The sequence below is a fragment of the Pelagibius sp. genome (assembly GCF_028281305.1).
GTDB lineage: Bacteria > Pseudomonadota > Alphaproteobacteria > Kiloniellales > Kiloniellaceae > Pelagibius.
Genome location: NZ_JANQKD010000084.1, coordinates 1 through 22,706, shown reverse-complemented (window position 1 = coordinate 22,706; position 22,706 = coordinate 1). Strand labels below are relative to the sequence as shown.

The 22,706-nt window shown below is 64.9% G+C and carries 36 protein-coding genes; 3 read left to right on the top strand and 33 right to left on the bottom strand.

Features of this window, described 5'->3' with window-relative positions:
* The first annotated feature begins 8 nt into the window (after positions 1-8).
* From Q0982_RS16320 to Q0982_RS16310, 3 genes are read left to right on the top strand one after another with little or no spacing between them, the layout of a single operon-like run.
* The gene (locus Q0982_RS16320; RefSeq protein WP_299397276.1) at positions 9-1,208 is read left to right on the top strand and encodes a cyclopropane-fatty-acyl-phospholipid synthase family protein; all 1,200 of its coding nucleotides are present in this window, start codon (positions 9-11) and stop codon (positions 1,206-1,208) included.
* A 4-nt stretch (positions 1,209-1,212) separates the two neighbouring features.
* Positions 1,213-2,562, top strand: a complete 1,350-nt coding sequence (locus tag Q0982_RS16315) for an MFS transporter (RefSeq protein ID WP_299397275.1) — start codon at positions 1,213-1,215, stop codon at positions 2,560-2,562.
* A 1-nt stretch (position 2,563) separates the two neighbouring features.
* Positions 2,564-3,139, top strand: a complete 576-nt coding sequence (locus tag Q0982_RS16310; protein WP_299397273.1) for a DUF3833 domain-containing protein — start codon at positions 2,564-2,566, stop codon at positions 3,137-3,139.
* An 85-nt stretch (positions 3,140-3,224) separates the two neighbouring features.
* Here the strand turns inward: Q0982_RS16310 and Q0982_RS16305 are convergent, their stop codons facing one another.
* The 33 genes from Q0982_RS16305 to Q0982_RS16145 form a co-directional block, all read right to left on the bottom strand.
* Complete coding sequence (locus Q0982_RS16305; protein ID WP_299397272.1) at positions 3,225-3,881, bottom strand: hypothetical protein; 657 nt, start codon at positions 3,879-3,881, stop codon at positions 3,225-3,227.
* Between the two features lie 436 nt (positions 3,882-4,317).
* Positions 4,318-4,749, bottom strand: a complete 432-nt coding sequence (locus Q0982_RS16300; RefSeq protein ID WP_299397270.1) for a nuclear transport factor 2 family protein — start codon at positions 4,747-4,749, stop codon at positions 4,318-4,320.
* A gap of 37 nt (positions 4,750-4,786) precedes the next feature.
* Positions 4,787-5,557, bottom strand: a complete 771-nt coding sequence (locus tag Q0982_RS16295; protein ID WP_299397268.1) for an SDR family NAD(P)-dependent oxidoreductase — start codon at positions 5,555-5,557, stop codon at positions 4,787-4,789.
* A gap of 150 nt (positions 5,558-5,707) precedes the next feature.
* Positions 5,708-6,457, bottom strand: a complete 750-nt coding sequence (locus tag Q0982_RS16290) for a DUF6134 family protein (protein ID WP_299397266.1) — start codon at positions 6,455-6,457, stop codon at positions 5,708-5,710.
* 232 nt (positions 6,458-6,689) lie between these two features.
* Complete coding sequence (locus tag Q0982_RS16285; protein WP_299397265.1) at positions 6,690-8,096, bottom strand: Do family serine endopeptidase; 1,407 nt, start codon at positions 8,094-8,096, stop codon at positions 6,690-6,692.
* A 222-nt stretch (positions 8,097-8,318) separates the two neighbouring features.
* The gene (gene rplQ, locus Q0982_RS16280) at positions 8,319-8,741 is read right to left on the bottom strand and encodes a 50S ribosomal protein L17 (RefSeq protein WP_299397263.1); all 423 of its coding nucleotides are present in this window, start codon (positions 8,739-8,741) and stop codon (positions 8,319-8,321) included.
* A gap of 149 nt (positions 8,742-8,890) precedes the next feature.
* Positions 8,891-9,907, bottom strand: coding sequence for a DNA-directed RNA polymerase subunit alpha (locus tag Q0982_RS16275; RefSeq protein ID WP_299397262.1), 1,017 nt, complete (start codon positions 9,905-9,907; stop codon positions 8,891-8,893).
* 188 nt (positions 9,908-10,095) lie between these two features.
* Positions 10,096-10,485, bottom strand: a complete 390-nt coding sequence (rpsK, locus tag Q0982_RS16270) for a 30S ribosomal protein S11 (RefSeq protein ID WP_299397260.1) — start codon at positions 10,483-10,485, stop codon at positions 10,096-10,098.
* Positions 10,486-10,541: 56 nt separating this feature from the next.
* Positions 10,542-10,919 carry a 30S ribosomal protein S13 gene (rpsM, locus tag Q0982_RS16265; RefSeq protein ID WP_299397258.1) on the bottom strand — a complete coding sequence of 126 codons (378 nt, stop codon included), beginning with the start codon at positions 10,917-10,919 and terminating at the stop codon, positions 10,542-10,544.
* A 134-nt stretch (positions 10,920-11,053) separates the two neighbouring features.
* On the bottom strand, positions 11,054-11,704 hold the full coding sequence (locus Q0982_RS16260) for an adenylate kinase (RefSeq protein WP_299397257.1): 651 nt from the start codon (positions 11,702-11,704) through the stop codon (positions 11,054-11,056).
* Positions 11,701-13,044: a preprotein translocase subunit SecY gene (gene secY / locus Q0982_RS16255; protein WP_299397255.1), complete on the bottom strand. Its 1,344-nt coding sequence runs from the start codon at positions 13,042-13,044 to the stop codon at positions 11,701-11,703. The genes Q0982_RS16260 and secY overlap by 4 nt, the downstream gene beginning before the upstream one ends.
* 41 nt (positions 13,045-13,085) lie before the next feature.
* Positions 13,086-13,595 (bottom strand): 50S ribosomal protein L15, encoded by a 510-nt coding sequence (gene rplO / locus Q0982_RS16250; RefSeq protein WP_299397254.1) that lies wholly within the window; start codon positions 13,593-13,595, stop codon positions 13,086-13,088.
* Positions 13,596-13,652: 57 nt separating this feature from the next.
* Entirely contained in the window at positions 13,653-13,847 is a 195-nt protein-coding gene (gene rpmD / locus Q0982_RS16245; protein ID WP_299397252.1) for a 50S ribosomal protein L30, read from the bottom strand.
* Between the two features lie 7 nt (positions 13,848-13,854).
* Positions 13,855-14,430 carry a 30S ribosomal protein S5 gene (gene rpsE, locus Q0982_RS16240; RefSeq protein WP_299397250.1) on the bottom strand — a complete coding sequence of 192 codons (576 nt, stop codon included), beginning with the start codon at positions 14,428-14,430 and terminating at the stop codon, positions 13,855-13,857.
* A gap of 14 nt (positions 14,431-14,444) precedes the next feature.
* Positions 14,445-14,807 (bottom strand): 50S ribosomal protein L18, encoded by a 363-nt coding sequence (gene rplR / locus Q0982_RS16235; protein ID WP_299397248.1) that lies wholly within the window; start codon positions 14,805-14,807, stop codon positions 14,445-14,447.
* 4 nt (positions 14,808-14,811) lie between these two features.
* Positions 14,812-15,345: a 50S ribosomal protein L6 gene (gene rplF, locus Q0982_RS16230; RefSeq protein WP_299397246.1), complete on the bottom strand. Its 534-nt coding sequence runs from the start codon at positions 15,343-15,345 to the stop codon at positions 14,812-14,814.
* A 28-nt stretch (positions 15,346-15,373) separates the two neighbouring features.
* Positions 15,374-15,772: a 30S ribosomal protein S8 gene (rpsH, locus tag Q0982_RS16225; RefSeq protein ID WP_299397244.1), complete on the bottom strand. Its 399-nt coding sequence runs from the start codon at positions 15,770-15,772 to the stop codon at positions 15,374-15,376.
* Between the two features lie 14 nt (positions 15,773-15,786).
* Positions 15,787-16,092, bottom strand: a complete 306-nt coding sequence (rpsN, locus tag Q0982_RS16220; RefSeq protein WP_299397242.1) for a 30S ribosomal protein S14 — start codon at positions 16,090-16,092, stop codon at positions 15,787-15,789.
* 20 nt (positions 16,093-16,112) lie between these two features.
* Positions 16,113-16,655 (bottom strand): 50S ribosomal protein L5, encoded by a 543-nt coding sequence (gene rplE / locus Q0982_RS16215; protein WP_299397241.1) that lies wholly within the window; start codon positions 16,653-16,655, stop codon positions 16,113-16,115.
* Positions 16,656-16,671: 16 nt separating this feature from the next.
* A complete protein-coding gene (gene rplX / locus Q0982_RS16210) occupies positions 16,672-16,995 on the bottom strand; it encodes a 50S ribosomal protein L24 (RefSeq protein ID WP_299397239.1) in 324 nt (107 codons plus the stop codon).
* Positions 16,995-17,363 (bottom strand): 50S ribosomal protein L14, encoded by a 369-nt coding sequence (gene rplN / locus Q0982_RS16205; protein ID WP_299397237.1) that lies wholly within the window; start codon positions 17,361-17,363, stop codon positions 16,995-16,997. Before rplN ends, rplX begins: the two co-directional genes overlap by 1 nt.
* A 21-nt stretch (positions 17,364-17,384) precedes the next feature.
* The gene (gene rpsQ / locus Q0982_RS16200; protein ID WP_299397236.1) at positions 17,385-17,630 is read right to left on the bottom strand and encodes a 30S ribosomal protein S17; all 246 of its coding nucleotides are present in this window, start codon (positions 17,628-17,630) and stop codon (positions 17,385-17,387) included.
* 13 nt (positions 17,631-17,643) lie between these two features.
* A complete protein-coding gene (gene rpmC / locus Q0982_RS16195; RefSeq protein WP_299397234.1) occupies positions 17,644-17,841 on the bottom strand; it encodes a 50S ribosomal protein L29 in 198 nt (65 codons plus the stop codon).
* Positions 17,842-17,844: 3 nt separating this feature from the next.
* Positions 17,845-18,267, bottom strand: coding sequence for a 50S ribosomal protein L16 (gene rplP, locus Q0982_RS16190; RefSeq protein WP_299397233.1), 423 nt, complete (start codon positions 18,265-18,267; stop codon positions 17,845-17,847).
* 39 nt (positions 18,268-18,306) lie between these two features.
* Entirely contained in the window at positions 18,307-18,984 is a 678-nt protein-coding gene (gene rpsC / locus Q0982_RS16185) for a 30S ribosomal protein S3 (protein ID WP_299397231.1), read from the bottom strand.
* Positions 18,984-19,364, bottom strand: coding sequence for a 50S ribosomal protein L22 (gene rplV / locus Q0982_RS16180; RefSeq protein ID WP_299397230.1), 381 nt, complete (start codon positions 19,362-19,364; stop codon positions 18,984-18,986). Before rplV ends, rpsC begins: the two co-directional genes overlap by 1 nt.
* Positions 19,365-19,368: 4 nt before the next feature.
* Entirely contained in the window at positions 19,369-19,647 is a 279-nt protein-coding gene (gene rpsS, locus Q0982_RS16175) for a 30S ribosomal protein S19 (protein ID WP_299397228.1), read from the bottom strand.
* Between the two features lie 12 nt (positions 19,648-19,659).
* Positions 19,660-20,490, bottom strand: a complete 831-nt coding sequence (gene rplB, locus Q0982_RS16170) for a 50S ribosomal protein L2 (protein WP_299397227.1) — start codon at positions 20,488-20,490, stop codon at positions 19,660-19,662.
* Positions 20,491-20,494: 4 nt separating this feature from the next.
* Positions 20,495-20,827, bottom strand: coding sequence for a 50S ribosomal protein L23 (locus Q0982_RS16165; protein ID WP_299397225.1), 333 nt, complete (start codon positions 20,825-20,827; stop codon positions 20,495-20,497).
* Positions 20,824-21,444 (bottom strand): 50S ribosomal protein L4, encoded by a 621-nt coding sequence (gene rplD / locus Q0982_RS16160; RefSeq protein ID WP_299397223.1) that lies wholly within the window; start codon positions 21,442-21,444, stop codon positions 20,824-20,826. The genes Q0982_RS16165 and rplD overlap by 4 nt, the downstream gene beginning before the upstream one ends.
* Positions 21,445-21,446: 2 nt before the next feature.
* Positions 21,447-22,223, bottom strand: coding sequence for a 50S ribosomal protein L3 (gene rplC / locus Q0982_RS16155; RefSeq protein WP_299397222.1), 777 nt, complete (start codon positions 22,221-22,223; stop codon positions 21,447-21,449).
* Positions 22,224-22,227: 4 nt separating this feature from the next.
* Positions 22,228-22,542 (bottom strand): 30S ribosomal protein S10, encoded by a 315-nt coding sequence (rpsJ, locus tag Q0982_RS16150; protein WP_167231680.1) that lies wholly within the window; start codon positions 22,540-22,542, stop codon positions 22,228-22,230.
* A gap of 66 nt (positions 22,543-22,608) precedes the next feature.
* The coding region (locus Q0982_RS16145) for a hypothetical protein (RefSeq protein ID WP_299397298.1) at positions 22,609-22,706 on the bottom strand (98 nt) is incomplete at its 5' end.

Below are 22,706 nucleotides of genomic sequence, written 5' to 3'. Positions count from 1 at the left end.
ACATCGCGATGAACCTTAGGCAAAACAGTCTGGTGTCACTCGGTCCTTACAGCTTGCTGATAACCCTGGGCCGTTGTCTCCGTGCCGGTTCGGTCATTCTCGAACTGCCGGACGGGTCGCGACAAATCTTCGAGGGCGCAGAACCCGGGCCCTCGGCCACGCTCAGGGTGGTTCGCCCCCGCTTCGTCCGCCGGCTTCTGCTTGGCGGCCACAACGGCTTCGCCGAAGCCTACATGGACGGAGACTTCGAGACCGACGACCTGGCCGCCGTGATCGAGCTGGGCGCTCTCAACGAAGCGGCCTGGCAGAAGGTCGTCAACGGCCATCCGGTCATGCGCCTCCTGCACCGCATCCCGCATCTCCTGCGCCCGAACTCCAAAGACGGATCGCGGCGCAACATCGCCCACCACTACGATCTGGGGAACGCCTTTTACGAGCAGTGGCTGGACCCCAGCATGACTTACTCTTCGGCGGTCTTTGCCTCAGGCAACGAAAGCCTGGAAGCGGCCCAGCAGAACAAGTACCAGGCGATGACCGAGCTGGCCGAACTCTCCCCCGACCATCATCTCCTGGAGGTCGGCTGCGGATGGGGCGGCTTCGCGGCCTATGCGGCGAAGCAGACCGGCTGCCGGGTCACGGGGATCACGATCTCCGAGGAGCAGTACAACTATGCACGCAAGCGGGTCCATCAGGACGGCCTCGCCGAGCGGGTGGAGATCCGGCGTCAGGATTACCGCGACGTCACGGGCAGCTTCGACCGGGTTGCCTCCATCGAGATGTTCGAGGCGGTGGGCGAGCGCTACTGGCCGGTCTACTTCGACAAGCTCCGTTCGGCCCTGGGTCCGGACGGCCGGGTGGCGCTCCAGATCATCACCATCGACGATGCGATCTGGGGTTCCTACAGACGCGGGGCAGACTTCATCCAGCGCTACATCTTTCCCGGCGGCATGCTGCCGTCGCAAACGGCCCTGAAGGACTGCGTACAACAGGCCGGACTGGAATGGGTCGCAGACAAGGGCTTCGGCCTCGACTACGCACGCACCCTGAAGACCTGGTCGGAACGCTTCGAGTCCTCCTGGCCGCGTATCGCAGGCCTCGGCTTCGACGAGCGCTTCCGGCGCATGTGGCACTACTACCTCGCCTATTGTGCGGTCGGATTCAAAATCGGCCGCATCGACGTCCGCCAGATCGCCCTTTCCCGCGGCTAGACCGGTGACACAGCAGAGCGCCGGCGGTGCGGGCCTGTCGCGGTCCGCCCTTTTCGCTTACGGCCTGCCCGGGCTGCCCCTGGCGGCGCTGGGGGTGCCGCTCTACGTCTACCTGCCACCCTTCTATGCCGAGGAGATGGGCCTGGGCCTTGCAGCGGTCGGGGCGGCCCTGCTTGTGGCACGGGTCTGGGATCTCCTGACCGATCCGCTCATGGGCCGTCTCTCCGATGCCTTCCCAACGCGCTGGGGCCGCAGGCGCCCCTGGATGCTGCTGGGGGTGCCGCTGCTGCTGATCAGCGCGTGGTTCCTCTTCCAACCGCCGCCCGGCGTGGGTGTCTTCTATCTCGCGGGCTGGACCATGCTGCTCTACCTCGGCAGTACCATGATTCTGCTGCCCTATTCCGCCTGGGGCGCCGAGCTGTCAAAGAGCTACAACGAGCGCAGCCGCATCACGGCATGGCGTGAGGCCTTCGTGGTCGTCGGGACGGTCGCTGCCGCGGCCCTGCCGAGCTTTACCGGCGAAGACCGTGCCCTCACGCTTTTGTGGCTTCTGATTGCAGTCATCATATTATTACCACCTGGAGTTGCTATTACCTGCTTCGCCGTGCAGGAGCCGCGTCTCAGGCCGCCACCACCCCTTCCGTGGCGCCGTTCGCTCGCCATTTTGTTGCGAAACGGCCCTTTCCTGAGGCTGGTTTCGGCCTATTTCCTCAATGGGATAGCCGTCGGGCTGCCAGCCACGCTGTTCCTGTTGTTCGTGAAGTTTGCTTTGGACGCGGAATCTTGGACCGGACCACTCCTCCTCACCTACTTTGCCTGCGGGATCGCCGCCCTGCCGCTCTGGCTGCGGCTGGCAGCGCAGATCGGCAAGCATCGCGCCTGGTGTACGGCGATGGCCCTGGCCTGCGCGGTCTTTGTCTGGGTGCCGTTCCTGGGACCGGGGGACACCTGGGCCTTCCTGGTGATCTGCGTGCTCTCCGGCTTCGCTTTGGGAGCCGACCTCGCTCTGCCGCCGGCAATCCAGGCCGATGTGGTCGACCTGGACAGCCTGCGCAGCGGTCAGGAGCGGGCGGGCGTCTACTTCGGCCTGTGGGGCGTGGCAACGAAGCTAGCCCTCGCGCTGGCGGTCGGGCTTTCCTTCCCCTTGCTCGCACTGGCCGGCTTCGACCCGGCCGCGGACGAAACGGGTGGAGTCTGGGCCCTGTCGCTGCTCTACGGATTGGCGCCGGTGGTGTTCAAGGTCGCCGCAGTTGCGCTGGTTTGGCGCTTTCCGATCACGGCGCAGCGCCAGTTGAGAATCCGCACGCTGATCGACCGGCGCGCGGCAAGGCGATCAACAGTTCCAGAGACATGAGATGCTTCTTCAGCGTTGGTTCGGAGCCCTTCTTCTCCTCCTCACGGCAGGCTGCAGCAGTATGACACCGGAGCAATTCGACGGGCGCGAGCCGCGCCTTCTCATCGAGGACTACTTCGCGGGCAACACCCGCGCGTGGGGCATCTTTGAGGACCGTTTCGGAACCTTGCGCCGCGAGTTCGTGGTCGACATCGAGGGCACCTGGGACGGCGAGACGCTCACGCTGGTGGAAGACTTCGTGTATGCAGACGGGGAGACCCAGCAGCGCATCTGGACCATCCGCAAGCTGGACGCGCACCGCTACGAGGGAACCGCCGCCGATGTCATCGGCGCCGCCGAGGGGGTGTCCTACGGCAACGCCCTGAACTGGCGCTACACGCTCGCCCTGCCGATCGGCGAGTCGGTCTGGAACGTCCGCTTCGACGACTGGATGTTCCTGCAGGCTGACGACGTCCTGGTGAACCGCGCCAAGGTCAGCAAGTTCGGCATCGAGCTCGGCGAGGTGACTATCTTCTTCCGCAGGATGCCGGTCACCGCCGCCAACGCGGCCGAACAGCAAGGGGTTGCTGCCGAATAGAACATGTCTGTTACAGGCTATGCTTCAGCCTGGAACAGATATGCTTTGGGCTCACAGGCGCTCGAGCCAGTCTTCTCTATAGCTCTCAGTTGTACTCGCAGCTGTACTTGAGCTTGAATGTGCCTTGCTGGTCGTTGACGTTGATCGGTTCGAGATGCACCCCCAGCTTTAGACCTGGCTTTGGTGCCTTTGGGCACTTGATCACCGGCGTCAGGCAATCCAGCAGCTTCGGATGGCCGTCATACTGGTTGGCCGGATAACTCTCTTGGTTTGCGGCGTTGAAGCCGGTCCAGCACTTCAACGCGACCGGTTTCGTCGTCAGCGTGGGCCCTTGCTGTTTCTGGATTGGTGCCTTCGCAAAGCTCAGCGTCTTGGCCTGCACCTGGGCCCCGGTCGGAAGATATCCGCAGCGGTACAGGATCTTGAAGACGCCCTGGCTCAGGTCCCAGTCATGGAAATGCCGATCGGTCTTCAGTTTCAAGCCGGGATCGGTCGGTTTGGCGCATTTCAACGTGGCCGAAAGACAGGTCAATTTCCTGGCGAAGCCATTGTGTTGGTTCGCAGGGTAATACTCCTGCACGGTCTTGGTGAAGCCGGTGTGGCAGTTTAGCTGCGGCGGCGTGCTCCGCAAGGTGTTCACCTGCTGCTTTCGGAACTGGGCCTCCGCGTCCGTCGGAAAGCTCATGCTGCCGAGGCTGGTCGCGGCGGTGACCGCCAGAGCGGTTGCGATAAGGACTTTCATTGCTTTCTCCTGGTACCTTGGGGCGGGTTCCTTCGGCGGTGTCCCCGCAACAACCTGTTGGTCGTGCCTCGCAAGCAGGTGGTTCGATGGTTAGTGCCGGCGCGGCCTTTCGGAGAACGGGCCGGATCGCCCCGGGTTTTCCTTCGGGCTGATCATCGTTGCCGCGTGACAGGTTATGTCAGCTTGGAGATTGCACGGCTGGGCTGGCGCGTGACGGGATGTAACGGATTTCCAGCGCGCCCCACGAGCGCGCCCTTGCGAGCCCTTGACCGCCACGGCAGCGCCGCTGTGCCGGCGCGCGGCGGCTCGGCGCCATCGGTCAACTGCGAGCGCAGGTCCTCCTTGCCTACCATGGTCGCGGTGAGCATGGTCGGGGTGTTCAGACGCTAGAACGTCTTTCCCCGGAGTTCGTCCAGCATGGGCTTCGCCACCTCCGTCAGACGGCTGCGATCCTGCGGCGGATGAACCTGAGCAGCGTGCCGACCAATGGCAGGCTCTCGTAGAGCTGGCTTGCCGCGTCGTAGTGGTCGATGTGGGCCGTCACTTTGCCGTCGTCCCGAAAGTCCACGGTGCACATACCGAGGATCGTCAACGCCTGCTTCCGGCCACTCGGTGTAATCCGGAACTCCCAGTTCAGATAGGCACGGTTCCCATCGACGGCGTGGTCCAGCACCTTGAAGTGGTGGTCGTCGACGTCCGCGAACATCTTCTCGAACACCCGGCGCACCGCCTCCACGCCCCGCGCGTCGTTGAAGGGGTCGCGGAAGCGGGCATCCGCCGCAAAGACCTGCTCAAACCGCGGCAGATCCTCCGGCGTCAGATTCTCAAAGAAGTGGATGTAAGCGGCAACGGCGTCGCGGGATACCATCCGGGCAGGCCTCTAGTGGTCAGGTTGGAGAGCAGAGCTACCGCCCCGGCACCGTTCGCCGCGTCAGCGCGAAGAACAGCCGGTAGGGCAACAACTTCAGAAGCTTCATGAGATACACGAAGCGCCTGGGAAAGACGATCTCGAAGCGCTGCGACTCTAAGCCGCGGAAGAAGGCTTCCGCGGCCGCATCGGCCGGCATCAGGAACGGCATGGGAAAGTCGTTCTTGTCGGTGAGCGGGGTCTGCACGAAGCCTGGGTTGACCACCTGAAGGACCACCCCCAGGCGATCGAGTTCTGGTTTCAGCGACTCGGCCATATTGATCACCGCAGCCTTGCTGGCACCGTAGCCTGCCGCCGTCGGCAGGCCGGCATAGCCGGCCACCGAGGCAACCAGCGCCAGACGGCCCTGGCGGCGCGCGATCATGCGTGGCAGGAGCGCCTCAAGACAGTTTGCGATTCCCAAGACGTTCAGTTTCAGCAGACCCTCGACGTCCGCGGCGCGAAAGGACTCCGCCGCCATCGGCCGGTGCGTGCCCGCATTCAGAACCGCGATGCCGATCGGGGCAATCTCGGCTTCCACATGCTGAACCGCGGCGGCCACGGCAGCGGCATCCGTCACGTCCAACGGATAAGGCGTGATCTCACCGCTCAACTCCGCTGCCTCGGCCGCCAGGCTCTCGAGCTGCTCACGGCCCCGCGCCGAAGCGACCACCCGCCAGCCCGCACGCGCGCAGCGCAGCGCCAGAGCTCTGCCGAGCCCCAGGGAGGCGCCGGTAATCAAGATGCAGTGATCCTTAGGCAACGGCATGGATGTCTCTCGTGCTCCGTTACGACAGCCCCGGCAGAACTACTGCACCGATCCCGCCTCTTTTGAGAGGCAGGACCGGGCGGTCGGTTCCAGAGAATAGCAGAGTGGCGCGGAGCGCGCGCCGACGGCAGACCTTCCTGAGGGAAAGCCCTAGCGCTGGCTCGACTGGTTCGCGGCCCGCAGGCCCGGATGGGGGCCGACCGGAACATAGTCGATGGTCGAACCGCGTACATCGAAGGCAATCTTCATCCACTCGCCGTCCGGCGCATACCAGAGATCGGCCTTCAGGTCGCCGTCGAGCTTGAAGCGGCGCGCATCGACAACCCGCTCCGGCGTCTGGATGATCTCCGCGCCCTTGGCCTTGCTGGAGACCTCCAGCAGACGCCCGCGCTGGGTATCCAGCAGCACGTCCTGCTGCACCGTTGCCGGGTTCCAATAGCTGGTCGGCAGGATCTCTGCGGGAGCGACGAAGCTGCCCGCGGATCCCTCGACCAGCAACCCTTCTTCCGAGGAGCGGGCGCTCACCCAGTACTCGGAGCCGTCGTCGTTGGTCCGCGTCTCCAGGGAGACGAGACGGCCGTCGCGCCAGACTTCCTTGTTCGTGTGCTCGTAGCGGAACAGCGTGATGAAGGCGAGATTGACCTCCAGTGCGATATCCACCTCGACATGAAGCTCGTCGCCGATCTCCTCCAGGCGGATCTTGTGATGGCCAATCTGGGAGCCGTCACGCATGACCTTGAAAGCAAGGGTTTCGCCGGCCAGGGACTCCGCCGCCGGGGGCTTGATCGCATCGGTCATCGGGGCCTCGTTCGCAATCGCCGGCGCGCTGCTGAGGGCGGCCACCAGGCCGGTAGCGGCCAGAGTACGAAGCCTGGAATGCGGGATGTGCCTGTCCGTCACGCGCCTTGCTCCCTGCCATCGAAGGGGCTGTGTCCGGAGGGTGTCCACCCGGCACAGCCCGGTTTACTGATGAAACAAAAGCTTATACGCAGGCCGCAGCGCTTTGGATTGGCATAAATGCGCCCGTCTGGCGGCGCCCCAGAGAGGCAAAAAAGGGGCCTTCAAAGGCACGTTTGCGGGAGACGCCTTTTCCGGAGCCGGCCTTTAGGACCCGGTCTTTAGGATCTGGCCTTTAGGATCCAATGGAGACCCGGCGAACCTTGCCGCCGCGCTTGAAGGTGATCTCCCAGCGCTCGGCGCTGCGGTTCAGGGCCTCAGCCAGGTCGGAGGAACGGGTATAGCTCTGCCGGTTGAGGGAAAGGATGATGTCGTTGCTGCGGAAGCCGACGCGCTGGGCCGGTGTGCCGCGCTGCACCCGGGTGATGATGACCCCCTCCCAGTGGCCGGCCAGGTCCAACTCCTCCGCCAGCGCGGGGGACAGACTGGCCACGAAGGCTCCGCCGAGGGGATGGTGGCCCAGCAGGCGGATCTCGTTGCGCGATGGCGTCTCCGGCGGTGCCTCGAGCGGCAGAACGGCGGAGATGGCCTCGCCCTGCCGGAAAAGCCCGATCTTGACCGTAGAACCCAGGTTGCCGGTGGCGACCCGGTAGTTGAGCGCTTCAAGATCGTTCACCGGCTTGTCGTCCACCGTGACGACGACGTCGCCGGCTTGAATGCCCGCCCGGTCCGCCGGGCCGCCCTGGTAGGTCTCCCTGATGACAACGCCGCCCGGCCGTTGGAGACGCAGGCCCTCGGCGAGGTCGGACGTCAGGGTCTGGCCAGACAGGCCGGTCCAGGCACGCACCAGGGCGCCGCCGGCCCGGGCACTCGCCACCACCGTGCGCACCATGTTGGCCGGAATGGCAAAGCCGATGCCCACCGAACCGCCGGTGCGCGAGTAGATCGCCGTGTTGATGCCGATGAGGCGCCCGTCCATGGTGATCAGCGCGCCGCCGGAGTTGCCCGGATTGATGGCCGCATCGGTCTGGATGAAAAAGCTGAAGTCCGTAATCCCCACCTGGGTGCGCGCGAGGGCGGAGACGATACCGCTGGTCACGGTCTGGCCGACGCCGAAGGGATTACCCAGGGCCAGCACCAGGTCGCCGACCTCCACGGTGTCGGAGTCGCGGAAGGCGAGGCTCGGCAGCGCTTCCTCACCGGGGTCGACCCGAAGCACGGCGAGATCCGTGCGAGGATCGGCCAGGACCAACTCGGCCTCAAACTCCCGCCGGTCGCTCAGCACCACCTTGATGAGCTCGGCACCCTTGATGACATGCTCGTTGGTGACGATGAAGCCCAGAGGGTCGACGATAACGCCGGACCCCAGCGAAGACTGTTCGCGCTGGCGCCGCTCCTGCTCCTCCCGGCCGCCGCCGAAGAAGCGGCGAAAGAAGGGATCGTCCAGCAGCGAGGTCACACGGCGCCGCTGGGTCACCTTGCGCCGGGTGAAGATGTTGACGACTGCCGGGGCCGCCTTGCTCACCACCGGGGCGAAGGACAGCATCACCTCGTCGCGGTTCTCCGGCACCACGCGGTCCTGCGCGGCCGCCGGCGGCGCCAGAGCGAGGCCGAACGCCCCGGCAAGCATCACCGCGATCACGGCAAGGCCGCGCGCAAGGGACCGCAGTCCTGGCCGATGTCCTAGCCGATGTCCTGCCCAAAGTCCCGCCCTCTGGCAGCCGATCAAGGCCCTTCTCCCGACGTGTTGCATGCTTCGCGTTCCATAATTGGGGCTCGATGCGGGGCGGTCAAACGAGAAAGGCAGCCCCGCAGGGCTGCCTTTCGCTATCGTGATGGGCCGTGAGGGCCTGATGCGGCGGGTTCAGTCCTCCTCGCCGTCGTCTTCCTCTTCCTGAACCGGGCCCGAATCCTGGCCTTTGGCATCTTCATCGCGGTCGACGAGCTCGATGATCGCCATGGGCGCCATGTCGCCGTAGCGGTGTCCGGCCTTGAGCACCCGGCTGTAGCCGCCCTGCCGCTCCTTGTAGCGGCCGGCCAGCTCATCGAAGAGCTTCTCGGTCAGCGCCGTGTCGCGCAGCACGGAGAGCGCCTGACGGCGGGCGTGCAGGTCGCCGCGCTTGCCCAGGGTGATCAGGCGGTCGACAACGCGCCGCAGATCCTTTGCCTTCGGCAAGGTGGTCTTGATCTGCTCATGCTTGATGAGCGAAGCCGCCATGTTGGCGAACATGGCTTTGCGGTGGCTGGCCGTACGGTTCAAACGCCGGCCGTGAAGACCATGACGCATGTCTGTTCCTTCCTTCTACCCTGGCCTCGCGCACGAGACCGACTGCGTTGCCGCCCGCCTGAGCTGCCCCTTGGGGCTACAGCCAGTACGAACGGGGGGAGCGGATCGCTCCGAAACTCTCATACGGACCGGTCTTCAGAGCACCGGCCTTAGTAGGGCTCCTCCAGGCGCTTGGCCAGTTCCTCGATGTTCTCGGGCGGCCAGCTCGGGATCTCCATACCGAGGTGGAGCCCCATGGAGGACAGCACTTCCTTGATCTCGTTCAGCGACTTGCGGCCGAAGTTCGGGGTGCGCAGCATCTCGCCCTCGGTCTTCTGCACCAGATCGCCGATGTAGACGATGTTGTCGTTCTTCAGGCAGTTGGCCGAGCGGACGGAAAGCTCGAGCTCCTCCACCTTGCGCAGCAGGTTGCGGTTGAACGGCGGCTCGCTGGGCGCCTCTTCGTCGTGACGGGCCTGCGGCTCCTCGAAGTTGATGAAGAGCTGTAGCTGGTCCTGGAGAATACGGGCTGCCAGCGCCACCGCGTCTTCCGGGGTCACGGCGCCGTTGGTCTCGATCTCCATGGTCAGCTTGTCATAGTCCGTGACCTGGCCGACACGGGTGTTGTCGACCTTGTAGGAAATCTTACGCACCGGCGAGAAGATCGAGTCGACCGGCACCAGGCCGATGGGCGCGTCTTCCGGACGGTTCTGCGTCGCCGCGACATAGCCCTTGCCGGTGTCGACCGTGAGCTCCATGTCGATGCGCGCGCCGTCATCAAGCGTGCAGAGCACGAGGCCCGGGTTCATGATCTCAATATCGTGCCCGGTCTCGATCTGGCCGGCGGTCACCTCGCCCGGCCCTTCGGCGCGCAGGCGCATACGCTTCGGCCCCTCGCCGCCCATGCGCAGCGCGATGGCCTTGACGTTGAGCACGACATCGGTCACGTCCTCGCGCACGCCGGGGATCGAGGAGAATTCATGCAGCACGCCGTCGATCTGGATCGAGGTCACCGCTGCACCCTGCAGCGAGGACAGCAGGACCCGGCGCAAGGCGTTGCCGAGGGTCAGGCCAAAGCCCCGCTCCAGCGGCTCGGCGACCACCTTGGCAACCCGGTGGGCGTCCGGTCCCGGCTGGATGTCCAGCTTTGACGGCTTGATCATTTCAGTCCAGTTTTTCTGCAGCACGCTGGTGCCCTCACGACTTCAAGGCTGTTCGGATTCCTGATCGAGCGACGACGGCCTTGCCGTCTGCTCCGAATGGCGGGATGCCGGCAGCCTCCGGACATCGCCATGGTCTTGGCATCGCGCGGCGGGCGATGCCGGGTCCCCAAAACCCCGAGCCGAGACCGGGGGCTAGGACCCGAGGGCCGGCCCTAAACGCGGCGGCGCTTCGGCGGCCGGCAGCCGTTGTGCGGGATCGGCGTCACGTCGCGGATCGCGGTGATGGTGAAGCCCACCGCCTGCAAAGCCCGCAGCGCCGATTCGCGGCCCGAGCCGGGCCCTTTCACATTGACTTCCAGGGTGCGCATGCCGTGCTCCTGGGCCTTGCGGCCGGCATCCTCGGCGGCGATCTGCGCGGCATAGGGGGTCGACTTGCGCGATCCCTTGAAGCCCTGACCACCGGCGGAGGACCAGGAGATGGTGTTCCCCTGCACGTCGGTGATGGTGATCATGGTGTTGTTGAAGGTGGCGTTCACATGCGCGATGCCGGAGGTGATGTTCTTTTTCTCGCGGCGGCGCAGACGCGCTTGGGGTTTGGCCATGGCCTTGGTGCTCGTTTCCTGCTGCTAAAGGGCTGCGGTTCGGTCTCTGGGCGTTGTTAGCGGGCGGCCTTCTTCTTGCCGGCGATCGGACGGGCGGGGCCTTTGCGGGTGCGCGCATTGGTGCTGGTCCGCTGGCCGCGCACCGGCAGGCCCTTGCGGTGACGCAGGCCGCGGTAGCAGCCCAGGTCCATCAGGCGCTTGATGTTCATCGCGACGTCGCGGCGCAGGTCGCCCTCAACGACATAGTCGCGGTCGATGGCCTCGCGGACCCGGACCACCTCGTCATCGGTCAGCTCATTGACCCGCCGCTCCCGCGGAATACCCACCTTCTGGCAGATCTCGCTGGCCTTGGTTCGGCCGATTCCGTGGATGTAGGTCAAGGCGATCTCGACCCGCTTTTGCGTCGGAATGTTAACGCCCGCAATACGTGCCACTTCGCAAACTCCTTAAACGCCGCGAACTCGGGCCCGCAAGCGCCCGGTTGTAGTATCTAGACAAGCAGAAGAGTCCGGTCGCCAAAGGCGCCGGAAACGCTGGATTATAGAAACCGACAAGGTCGAGTCAACCACTAAGCGGCCCCCAGAGCGTCTTCGATCTGCTCGGTCACCCGATCGATCTCGGTCATGCCGTCGATGGCCTTCAGAACACCCTTTTCGGCGTAGTACGGCAGGATCGGCGCGGTCTGGGCGTGGTAGGCCGCCAGACGGCTGCGCACCGTTTCCGCGTTGTCGTCGCTGCGGCGCTTGAACTCGGTGCTGCCGCAAACGTCGCAGACGCCCTCGACCTTCGGCACCTGGAAGCGCTCGTGATACCCGGCGCCGCATTTGGCGCAGGTGTAGCGCCCGGTGATCCGGTCGACCAGAATCTCGTCCTGAACCTTCATCTCGATGACCGAGTGCAGCTTCAGGCCTTTCTCAGCCAGCATCCGGTCCAGGGCCTCGGCCTGGGGGGTGGTGCGGGGAAAACCGTCGAGAATGAAGCCGTTGGCGCAGTCCGGCTGGTCGATCCGGTCGGAGATCATGGCGATCATGAGATCGTCAGGCACCAGATTGCCGGCATCCATGATCTCTTTCGCCTTCTTGCCAAGCTCGCTGCCTGAGGCGACCGCCGCCCGGAGCATGTCGCCCGTCGAGAGCTGGATCAGCTTGTGTTTCTCTTCCAGACGCTTGGCCTGGGTCCCCTTGCCCGCCCCTGGCGGGCCCAAAAGAATCACGTTCATCCCCGCCGCCCCTTCAGCCTCGATTTCTTAATCAAGCCCTCATACTGCTGAGCCAGGAGGTGGGCATGGATCTGCCCGACCGTATCCATGGTCACCGTCACCACGATCAGCAGCGAGGTTCCGCCGAAATAGAAGGGAATCGCGTACTCGGAGCGCAGGATCTCCGGCATCAGAGCCACGAAGGCCAGGTAGAGGGCCCCGACCGTACCCAGGCGCGTCATGATGCGGCGCAGGTAGTCTGCCGTGTTCCTGCCGGGGCGGATGCCGGGGATGAAGCCGCCGTGCTTCTTCAGGTTGTCCGCCGTGTCGTCCGGATTGAACACGATGCCGGTGTAGAAGAAGGCAAAGAAGATGATCATGGCGGCATAGAGCGCCAGATAGAGCGGCTGCCCCGGCCCCAGGGTCGCCGTCAGCCAGGCCAGCCACTCCGGCCCGCCGGTGCCCGAGAAGCCGGCCACCGTCAGCGGCAGCAGCAGCAGGGAGGAGGCGAAGATCACCGGAATGACGCCTGAGGGATTGAGCTTCAGCGGCAGATGCGAAGCCTCGCCACCGAACATCTTGTTGCCGACCTGGCGCTTCGGATACTGCACCACGATGCGCCGCTGGGCCCGCTCGACGAAGACGATGAAGGCGACCACGGCGACGGAGCCGACGAGCAGAAGCACGATCACCAGGGCCGACAGCGAACCGACGCGCCCGAGTTCGAGCACTTCGAAAAGCGCCAGCGGCAGATTGGCCACGATGCCGGCGAAGATGATCAGCGAAATGCCGTTGCCGACGCCGCGCTGGGTGATCTGCTCACCGAGCCACATCAGGAAGATCGTCCCACCGGTCAGGGTGATGACCGTGGTGAGGCGGAAGAACATGCCGGGGTCGATCACCGCCGAGCCGCTCGGCCCCTGGGTCGATTCCAGGCCCACCGCGATGCCGTAGGACTGGAACACGGCCAGCAGCACCGTGCCGTAGCGGGTGTACTGGTTGATCTTCTTGCGCCCGGCCTCGCCCTCTTTCTTCAGTGCCTCCAGGGTCGGCGAAACCGCCGTCAGCAGCTGCATGATGATGGCTGCCGAGATGTAGGGCATGATGTTGAGGGCAAAGATCGTCATCCGGCTCAGCGCGCCGCCGGCGAAGACGTCGAAAATGCCGATAATACCGCCGGCCTGCTGGGAGAAGATCTGCTCCAGGATCTGCGGATCGACGCCGGGGATCGGAATCCAGGTTCCGAGCCGGTAGATGATCAGGGCGCCGAGCGTAAACCAGATGCGCTTCTTCAGTTCGGGCGCCTTGGCGAAGGCGCCGAAGTTGATGTTGGCAGCAAGTTGCTCGGCAGCAGAAGCCATGGGCTAGGTCTCTCGCGTTCGGGTTGGCCGCAGCCCCCCGATCATTCCGAAGCCGGGGCGGCCTCAGCCGCTTCAGCGGCAGCGACAGGCGCCTTCTGCACCACAGTCACGCTGCCGCCGGCCTTTTCCACGGCTTCCACCGCCGCCTTCGAGGCGCCGGCCACCGTGATATCTATCTTGGCTTTCAACTCACCCTTTGCAAGCAAGCGGATCCCGTCGCGCGCGGTCTTCACCACGCCGGCTTCGCGCAGCGCCGCAGCATCGACCGGCTTCTTGGCGTCCAGGCGCCCGGCATCGATGGCCGACTGCAGGCGGCCCAGGTTCACCACCTTGTAGGACTTGGCAAAGATGTTGTTGAAGCCACGCTTGGGCAGGCGCCGATGCAGGGGCATCTGGCCGCCCTCGAAGCCCTTGATGGCAACGCCGGAACGCGCCTTCTGGCCCTTGTGCCCGTGGCCGGAGGTCTTGCCGGTGCCGGAGCCGATACCGCGGCCGATCCGCTTGCGTGCCTTGGCGGCCCCGGGATTGTCGCTCAACTGATTGATTTTCATGACTTTTCACCCTCAGCGGAGCGGCCTTACAGCGCCTTGTTCCGCCTGTTTCGCGCCTCAGCCTTCGCCTTCGACGCGCACCAAATGGCTGACCTTGTTGATCATGCCGCGCACTGCCGGTGTGTCTTCCAGCTCGCGCGAGCGGTTCATCTTGTTGAGGCCCAGGCCCACCAGGGTCGCCCGCTGGTCCTTGGTCCGGCCGATCGGGCTGGCGATCTGGGTCACCTTCACGGTCTTCTTTGCCGCAGACATGGCAGGTCTACTCCCTGGCTTCGGCAGCCGCGGTGTCGCGGCGGCCAAGCACCTCGGCCACCTTCTTGCCGCGGCGCTGGGCGACCATGCGGGGGCTGGCACTGCGGCCCAGCGCCTCGAAGGTCGCGCGGATCATGTTGTGCGGGTTGGAACTGCCCACCGACTTGGCGACGACGTCCTGCACACCCAGCGCCTCGAAGATGGCGCGCATCGGGCCGCCGGCGATGATGCCGGTACCGGCCTCGGCCGCGCGCAGCAGCACCTTGCCGGCGCCGAAGCGTCCGCGGATGTCGTGGTGCAGGGTGCGCCCTTCGCGCAGCGGTACGCGCACCATGTCCTTCTTCGCCTGCTCGGTGGCCTTCCGGATGGCCTCCGGCACCTCGCGCGCCTTGCCATGGCCGTGGCCGACACGGCCACGGCCGTCGCCGACGACAACCAGCGCGGCAAAGCCGAAGCGCCGGCCGCCTTTGACCACCTTGGCAACGCGGTTGATGCCAACCAGCTTCTCAATCAGTTCCGGCTCGTCGTTGTCGCGCTGACGGCGATCGTCGCGTGAGCGTCCCTCGCGGGGTCCTCGTGCCATAGCCTTATCTTTCCTTAGAACGTCAAACCGCCTTCACGCGCGGCATCGGCCAAGGCCTTCACACGCCCGTGAAAGAGGTAACTGCCGCGGTCGAAGACGACCTCTTTGATGCCCGCTGCCACGGCGCGTTCGGCGACCAGCTTGCCGACCTCGGCCGCTGCCGCCTTGTCGGCACCGTTCTTGATCTTTTCCTTCAGCGACGCATCGACGGTCGAGGCGGCCGCAAGGGTCCTGCCCTGGCCGTCGTCGATCACCTGGGCGTAGATGTGCCGGCCGGAACGGAACACCGAAAGGCGCGGCCGCCCGCTGGACTTGCGGCGCAGGCCAGACCGAACCCGCTGCTTGCGCCGATTCTGTAGCTGCTGTGAAGTCTTCATGGTCTTACTTCTTCTTGCCTTCCTTGCGCAGGATGACTTCATCCGCGTACTTCACGCCCTTGCCCTTGTAGGGCTCGGGAGGACGGTAGCTGCGGATCTCTGCCGCCACCTGGCCGACCTTTTGCTTGTCCGCACCACTGACGGCGATCGAGGTCGGCTTCTCGCACTTGACGGTGATGCCCTCGGGGATCGGATAGGCGACATCGTGGCTGAAGCCGAGCTGCAGATTCAGGGACTGACCCTGGACCGCCGCACGATAGCCGACGCCGTTGATCTCCAGGTTCTTGGTAAAACCCTCGGAAACGCCGATCACCATGTTCTGGATGCGCGAGCGCACCGTGCCCCACATGGCGCGGGCGCGCTTGCCGTCATTGGCCGGCTTGACCCAGATCTTGCCGTCTTCCTGGCTGATGACGACGTCTTCGCTCGCCTCGAAATCCAGGGTTCCAAGCTTGCCCTTGGCCGAGACCAGACCGCCCTTGATGGCGACTTCGACGCCGCTGGGCACCTCGACCGGGTTCTTGCCTACTCGTGACATGACTGTCAGTCCCTCAACGCTTGCGTCTTTAGAAGACGCGGCAAAGCACTTCGCCGCCGACATTGGCCGCCCGGGCTTCCTGGTCGGACATGACCCCGCGCGGCGTCGACAGGATGGTGATACCGAGGCCGTTATAAAACCGCGGCAGCTCCTTGATCTTCGAATACACGCGGCGCCCGGGGCGCGACACGCGGGAGATCTCCTGGATCACCGGCGCGCCGTCGTTGTACTTCAGCTCAATCTCGACCTCACTGAAGCCGCTGTGCACGTCCTCGGTCCTGTAACCGCGGATGTAGCCTTCGCGCTGCAAAACCTCCAGGACATTGGCACGCAGCTTCGAAGCCGGCGCCCGGACCTTGCTCTTTCCGGTCCGCTGCCCATTCCGGATACGCGTCAGCATATCTCCGAGGGGATCGCTCATCGCCATCGCCCGACTACCTCCTACCAGCTCGACTTAACCATGCCAGGGATCTGACCGACCGAAGCCAGGTCGCGCAGCGAAATGCGCGACAGCTTGAACTTGCGGTAGACGCCCCGCGGGCGCCCGGTCACCTGGCAGCGGTTGCGCAGACGGCCCTTGGCCGAGTTGCGCGGCAATTCAGCAAGTTTCAGATAGGCCTGAAAACGCTCTTCCGGCGGCAGCGTACGGTCACGCGCGATCGCCTTCAGCGCGGCGCGCTTGCCGGAATAGCGGTCCACCAACTTCCTGCGGGCCTTGTCTTTCTGAACGGCACTCTTCTTCGCCATAACTTTTCTTCCTTCCGACCCTAGGCCCGAAACGGCAACTGGAAGCCGCTCAAGAGGGCCTTGGCTTCCTTGTCGCTCTTGGCTGTCGTGCAAATCACAATGTCCATCCCGCGGATCTCGTCGACCGAGTCGTAGTCGATCTCCGGAAACACGATCTGTTCCTTCAGGCCCATGGCATAGTTGCCGCGACCGTCGAAGCTCTTGCCCGAAAGACCGCGAAAATCGCGGACCCGCGGCAGCGCGATGGTCACCAGGCGATCGAGGAACTCGTACATCCGCTCGCGCCGCAGCGTGACCTTGCAGCCCACCGCCATGCCTTCGCGCAGCTTGAAGGTGGCGACCGACTTCTTGGCCTTGGTCACCACCGGGGCCTGGCCGGCAATCAGCGTCATCTCGTTGACGGCCGACTTGATCTTCTTCGAATCCGCCACGGCTTCGCCCACGCCCATGTTGATGACGATCTTCTCCAGGCGCGGAACCTCCATGTGGTTCTTGTAGCTGAACTCCTTCATCAGGGAGGGCTTCAGCTCGGTATCGTAGTGCTCTTTCAAGCGCGGTTTCATGTTCACTGACCTTCGCTCAGAAATCGATGGCTTCACCGGACCGCTTGGCAATCCGTTGCTTGTTGCCGTCCTTGTCCAGCTTGAAGCCGACTCGGGTCGCCTGGCCGGACTTGGGGTCGACATGGGCGACGTTGGAAATGTGGATCGAGGCTTCCTTCTCGACGATGCCGCCAGGGGAAGCCTGGGTCGGCGCGGTGTGGCGCTTGACCATGTTGATGCCCTGCACCAGCACGCGGTCGTCGGCGCGCAGCACGCGTAAGACCTCGCCCTGCTTGCCCTTGTCGCGGCCGGTGGTCACCACCACCTTGTCGCCTTTCTTGATCTTGAACTTCTTGGCCATCACAGCACCTCTGGCGCCAGGGAGATGATCTTCATGAAATTCTTCTGACGAAGCTCACGCGTCACCGGACCGAAGATACGGGTCCCGATCGGCTCCCCTTGCTTGTTGATCAGCACCGCCGCGTTGTTGTCGAAGCGGATGGTGCTGCCGTCGCCACGACGGATTTCCTTTGCCGTGCGCACGATCACCGCCTGGTGCACGTCGCCCTTTTTCACGCGGCCGCGCGGGATCGCTTCCTTCACGGAAACGACGATGACATCGCCCACACCTGCGGTCTTGCGCTTCGAACCGCCCAGCACCTTGATGCACTGCACCCGCCGGGCGCCCGAGTTATCGGCGACGTCTAGCTGCGTCTGCATCTGGATCATCGGTCTCGCCCTTTCCTTGCCCTAAGCGGCCTGATCGCCGTCCGCCACAACTTCCCAAGTCTTGGACTTGGAAATCGGACGGCATTCGCGGATACGCACGGTATCGCCGATATGGAACCGGTTGCCCTCGTCATGGGCGTGATAGCGCTTGGAGCGCTTGATGAACTTCTTGTAGACGGGGTGCATGACCCGGCGCTCGACCAAGACGGTGATCGTCTTGTCGCCCTTGTCACTCACCACCACTCCTTGCAAGACACGACGCGGCATAGCCTCGTAACTCCTAAGATGCCGCCTGCTGCATACCGCGCAGGATCGTTTTGATTCGCGAGATGTCACGGCGAACCTGCCGCACCCGCGCCGTATTTTCGAGCTGACCGCTCGCCTGTTGGAAACGCAGGTTGAACTGCTCCTTGCGCAGGTTCACCAGCGTGTCCTTCAATTCGTCGACGGACTTGGTCCGCAGATCTCCGGCCTTCATGACCTAGCCCTCCTCACCGCCGAGGCGGGTGATGAACTTCGTATTCACCGGCAGCTTCGCAGAGGCCAGAATGAAAGCCTCGCGCGCCAGTTCCTGGGGTACGCCTTCCAGTTCGAAGAGCACCCGGCCCGGCTTGACCCGCGCGGCCCACCACTCCGGCGAGCCCTTGCCCTTGCCCTGCCGCACTTCGGCGGGCTTGGAGGACACCGGCACGTCCGGGAAGACGCGGATCCACAGCTTGCCGACACGCTTCATGTGACGCGTGATGGTCCGCCGTGCAGCCTCGATCTGACGCGCCGAGACGCGGCCCGGGCTGGTCGCCTTCAGGCCATAGGCGCCGAAGTTCAGCGTCGTGCCGCCCTTGGCCTTGCCATGGATGCGGCCCTTGTGGGCCTTCCTGTATTTCGTTCGTTTCGGCTGCAGCATCGCTGTCGTTCCTCAAACTCTACTGATCAGGCCGCGCGCTCAGCGCCCCGCCTGGGCGTCCTGCGCCCGCTTGTCCTGGGCCATGGGGTCGTGGGCCAGGATCTCGCCCTTGAACACCCAGACCTTGACGCCGCAGGCGCCGTAGGTGGTCTGCGCCGTCGCCTCGCCGTAGTCGACGTCGGCGCGCAGGGTGTGCAGGGGCACGCGGCCCTCGCGGTACCACTCCGTGCGCGCGATCTCGGCGCCGCCCAGGCGGCCGCCGCAGTTGATGCGGATGCCGCTGGCGCCGAGGCGCATGGCCGACTGCACGGCGCGCTTCATGGCGCGGCGGAAAGCAACCCGGCGTTCCAGCTGGCTGGCAATGTTCTCGGCCACCAGCCGGGCGTCGATCTCCGGCTTGCGGATCTCGACGATGTTCAGGTGCACCTCGCTCTGCGTCATCTTCTGCAGGGCGCCGCGCAGCTTTTCGATGTCGGCGCCCTTCTTGCCGATGACCACGCCCGGGCGGGCGGTGTGGATGGTGATCCGTGCCTTCTTGGCCGGCCGCTCGATGACGATCCGCGACACGCCGGCCTGCTGCAGGCGCTTGCGCAGATACTTGCGGATGCGCAGGTCCTCGTGCAGCAGGTCCGCGTAGTTATCGTCCGCGAACCAGCGGGAATCCCAGGTCCGGTTGATTCCCAGCCGAAGGCCGATCGGATTGACTTTTTGACCCATTACGCCGTTTCCTCGCGCTCACGGACCACCACGGTCAGGCGGCTCCAGGGCTTCATGATCCGTCCGGCGCGACCGCGCGCACGGGCACGGAAGCGCTTCATGACAAAGCTGCGGCCGACCGAGGCCTCGGAGACATAGAGGCGGTCGACGTCCAGCTGGTGATTGTTCTCCGCATTGGCGATCGCCGACTGCAGCGCCTTCTTCACGTCGTTGGCAATGCGGCGCTTGGAGAAAGTCAACTCGGCCAGCGCAGCCTCCGCCGAGAGGCCGCGGATCGAGGCCGCCACCAGGTTCAGCTTCTGCGGGCTGCTGCGCAGGTTGCGCACAACGGTGCGCGCTTCGGTCTCGGACAGACGGCCGGGATGCTTCGGCTTACCCATCGAACTAACCTCTCTTGGCCTTCTTGTCGGCCGCGTGGCCGTAGAAGGTGCGCGTCGGCGCAAACTCGCCGAACTTGTGGCCCACCATGTTCTCGGTCACCAGCACCGGCAGGAACTTCTTGCCGTTGTAGACCCCGAACGTCAGCCCCACGAACTGCGGCATGATGGTCGAGCGTCGGGACCAGGTCTTGATGATCTCGTTGCGACCCGAGCCGCGCGACGCCTCTGCCTTTTTCAGCAGATAGCTGTCGACGAAGGGACCTTTCCAAACAGAGCGTGACACGGATGCGCTCTCCTATCGCTTCTTGTGACGGCGACGCACGATCAGTGAGTCGGTCTTCTTGTTACGCCGGGTCTTGGCGCCCTTGGTGGGCTTGCCCCAGGGGGTGACCGGGTCGCGGCCGCCCGAGGTGCGGCCCTCGCCGCCGCCATGGGGGTGGTCGACCGGGTTCATGGCAACGCCGCGCACGGAGGGGCGCTTGCCGATCCAGCGCTTGCGGCCGGCCTTGCCGAGCTTGGCATTGGCCTTGTCGGGATTGGAGACCGCGCCGATCGAAGCCATGCAGTCGGCCCGCACCATGCGCACCTCGCCGGAGCCCAGGCGCAGCAGCGCGTAGCCGGCATCGCGGCCCACCAGCTGCACGTAGGTCCCCGCGGCCCGTGCGATCTGCCCGCCCTTGCCGGCCTTCATCTCCACATTGTGGATGATGGTGCCGACCGGGATCGACGACAGCGGCATGGCATTGCCGGGCTTGATGTCCGCACGCTCGCCGGAAAGCACAGTATCGCCGACCGCAAGGCGCTGCGGCGCCAGGATGTAGCTCTGCTCGCCGTCCTCGTACTGGATCAGGGCGATGAACGCGCTGCGGTTGGGGTCGTACTCCAGGCGCTCGACCTTGGCCGGCACATCGAACTTGCGCCGCTTGAAGTCGACCACGCGGTACAGCCGCTTGTGGCCGCCGCCGCGGCGCCGCGCGGTGATCCGCCCGGTGTTGTTGCGCCCGCCGTTCTTGGTCAGGCCCTCGGTCAGCTTCTTGACCGGCTTGCCCTTCCACAGGTCGCCGCGGTCCACCAGAACCAGATTGCGGCGGCCCGGCGTCGTCGGATTGAAATTCTTCAGCGCCATGGCTCTAGACCCCCGTGGTCACGTCGATGCTGTGACCCTCGTCCAGCGTAACGAAGGCCTTCTTGGCGTCGCTGCGCTTGCCGAGCTGGCCGCGGAAGCGCTTCACCTTGCCCTTTTGGCGCAGGGTGTTCACAGCCTTCACCTTCACCTTGAACAGCTCCTCGACCGCCGCCTTGATCTCACGCTTGGTGGCGTCCAGCGGCACCACGAAGGTCACCTGGTTGTGCTCGGAACCGAGGGTCGACTTTTCCGTCACCACGGGGCGGCGGATCACCTCGTACATCCGTTCCTTGGAAACCGTCGCGGTCTCTTTCTTGATTGGGCGGGCCCGGCTCATTTCAGTCGCGCCTCCAGCGCTTCCACCGCACCCTTGGTCAGCACCAGGGTGTCGCGGCGCAGGATGTCGTACACATTGGCGCCCTGCTGGGGCAGCACATCCACCAGGGGGATGTTGCGTACCGCCCGTGCAAAGCCGCCGTCAACGGCAGCACCGTCGATAATAAGGGCCGAGGACCAGCCGAGCGCCGCGAACTTCTTCGCCAGTTCCGCCGTCTTCGGCTCCTTGACCGCCACGTCCTCGACCACGATCAGCTTGCCTTCCGCCGCCTTGGCCGAGAGCGCCGTCTTCAGGCCCAGCTTGCGCAGCTTCTTGGTCAGGCTGTGGCTGTGGTCGCGCACCACCGGCCCGAAAACCGTGGCGCCGCCACGGCGCTGCGTGGTGCGGGCAGAACCCATGCGGGCGTTGCCCGTGCCCTTCTGGCGATAGAGCTTGCGGGTCGAGCCGGAGATCTCGCCGCGCGTCTTGACCTTGTGAGTGCCGGAGCGGCGCTTGGCCAGCTGCCAGTTCACCATCCGCGCCAGGATGTCCTTGCGCGGTTGCAGGCCGAAGACGGTGTCGTCGAGATCGATCTCGCCAGCCTTCTTGTTCTCAAGGGTCGTAACCGGACATTTCATGGTTACTGGTCCTTCTTCTCTTCGTCGGCGCCAGCCTCGGCCTGCGCTTCGGCCTCGGCCGCCTCAGGCGCTGCCTCTTCTTCAGCCGGGGCGTCCTTGGCCGCAGCCTCGCGAAGCCCGGCCGGGAACGGCACATTCTCAGGCGGGTTGCGCTTCACCGCGTCGCGGATCAGCACCCAGCCGCCCTCGGCGCCTGGCACCGCACCCTTGACCAGAATCAGGCCGCGGTCCTCGTCCACCGAGACGACTTCCAGGTTCTGGGTCGTCACCCGGCGGTCGCCCATGTGGCCGGCCATCTTCTTGCCCTTGAAGACCTTGCCCGGGTCCTGGCTGTTACCAGTCGAGCCGTGAGCACGGTGCGAAATCGAAACGCCGTGGCTGGCGCGCAGGCCGGCGAAGTTGTGCCGCTTCATGGCGCCCGCGAAGCCCTTACCGATCGACGAGCCCGTCACGTCCACGTGCTGGCCGGCAACGAAGTGGGCGGCGGAAAGCTCCTGGCCCACCTCGAGCAGCGCATCGTTGGACACCCGGAACTCGGCGAGCCGGCGCTTGGGCTCGACCTTCGCCTTGGCGAAGTGGCCGCGCAGGGGCTTGCTCACCCGGTTCGGCTTGGCCTTGTCCACACCCAGTTGAACGGCGTCGTAACCGTCCTTTTCCGAGGTGCGCACCGCCACGACCTGGCAGTTGTTCATCTGCAGCACGGTCACCGGCACGTTCTCGCCCTCCGGCGTGAACACCCGGGTCATGCCCATCTTCTGTGCGATCAAACCGGTCCGCATGGCCTCAGCCCTTCAGCTTGATCTCGACGTCGACGCCGGCGGCGAGGTCGAGCTTCATCAGGGCGTCGACGGTCTGCGGCGTCGGATCGACGATATCCAGAAGGCGCTTGTGGGTCCGAATCTCGAACTGCTCACGGCTCTTCTTGTCGATGTGCGGCGAACGCAACACCGTGTACTTCTCGATTCGGGTCGGCAGCGGAATGGGTCCGCGCACCTGGGCCCCGGTGCGTTTCGCCGTGCCGACGATCTCCGAGGTCGACTGGTCGAGCACTCGGTGATCAAAGGCCTTGAGGCGAATGCGAATGTCTTGGCTGTCCATAATTCAGCGCCATCCAAAAAATCGGCGCCTGCCCGGGATTGGGCAGGCGCGTCACGAACATCTCTCTTACTTACTGATTCCTGCGACGACGCCTGCGCCGACGGTGCGGCCGCCTTCGCGGATGGCAAAGCGCAGGCCCTCATCCATCGCGATCGGCGCGATCA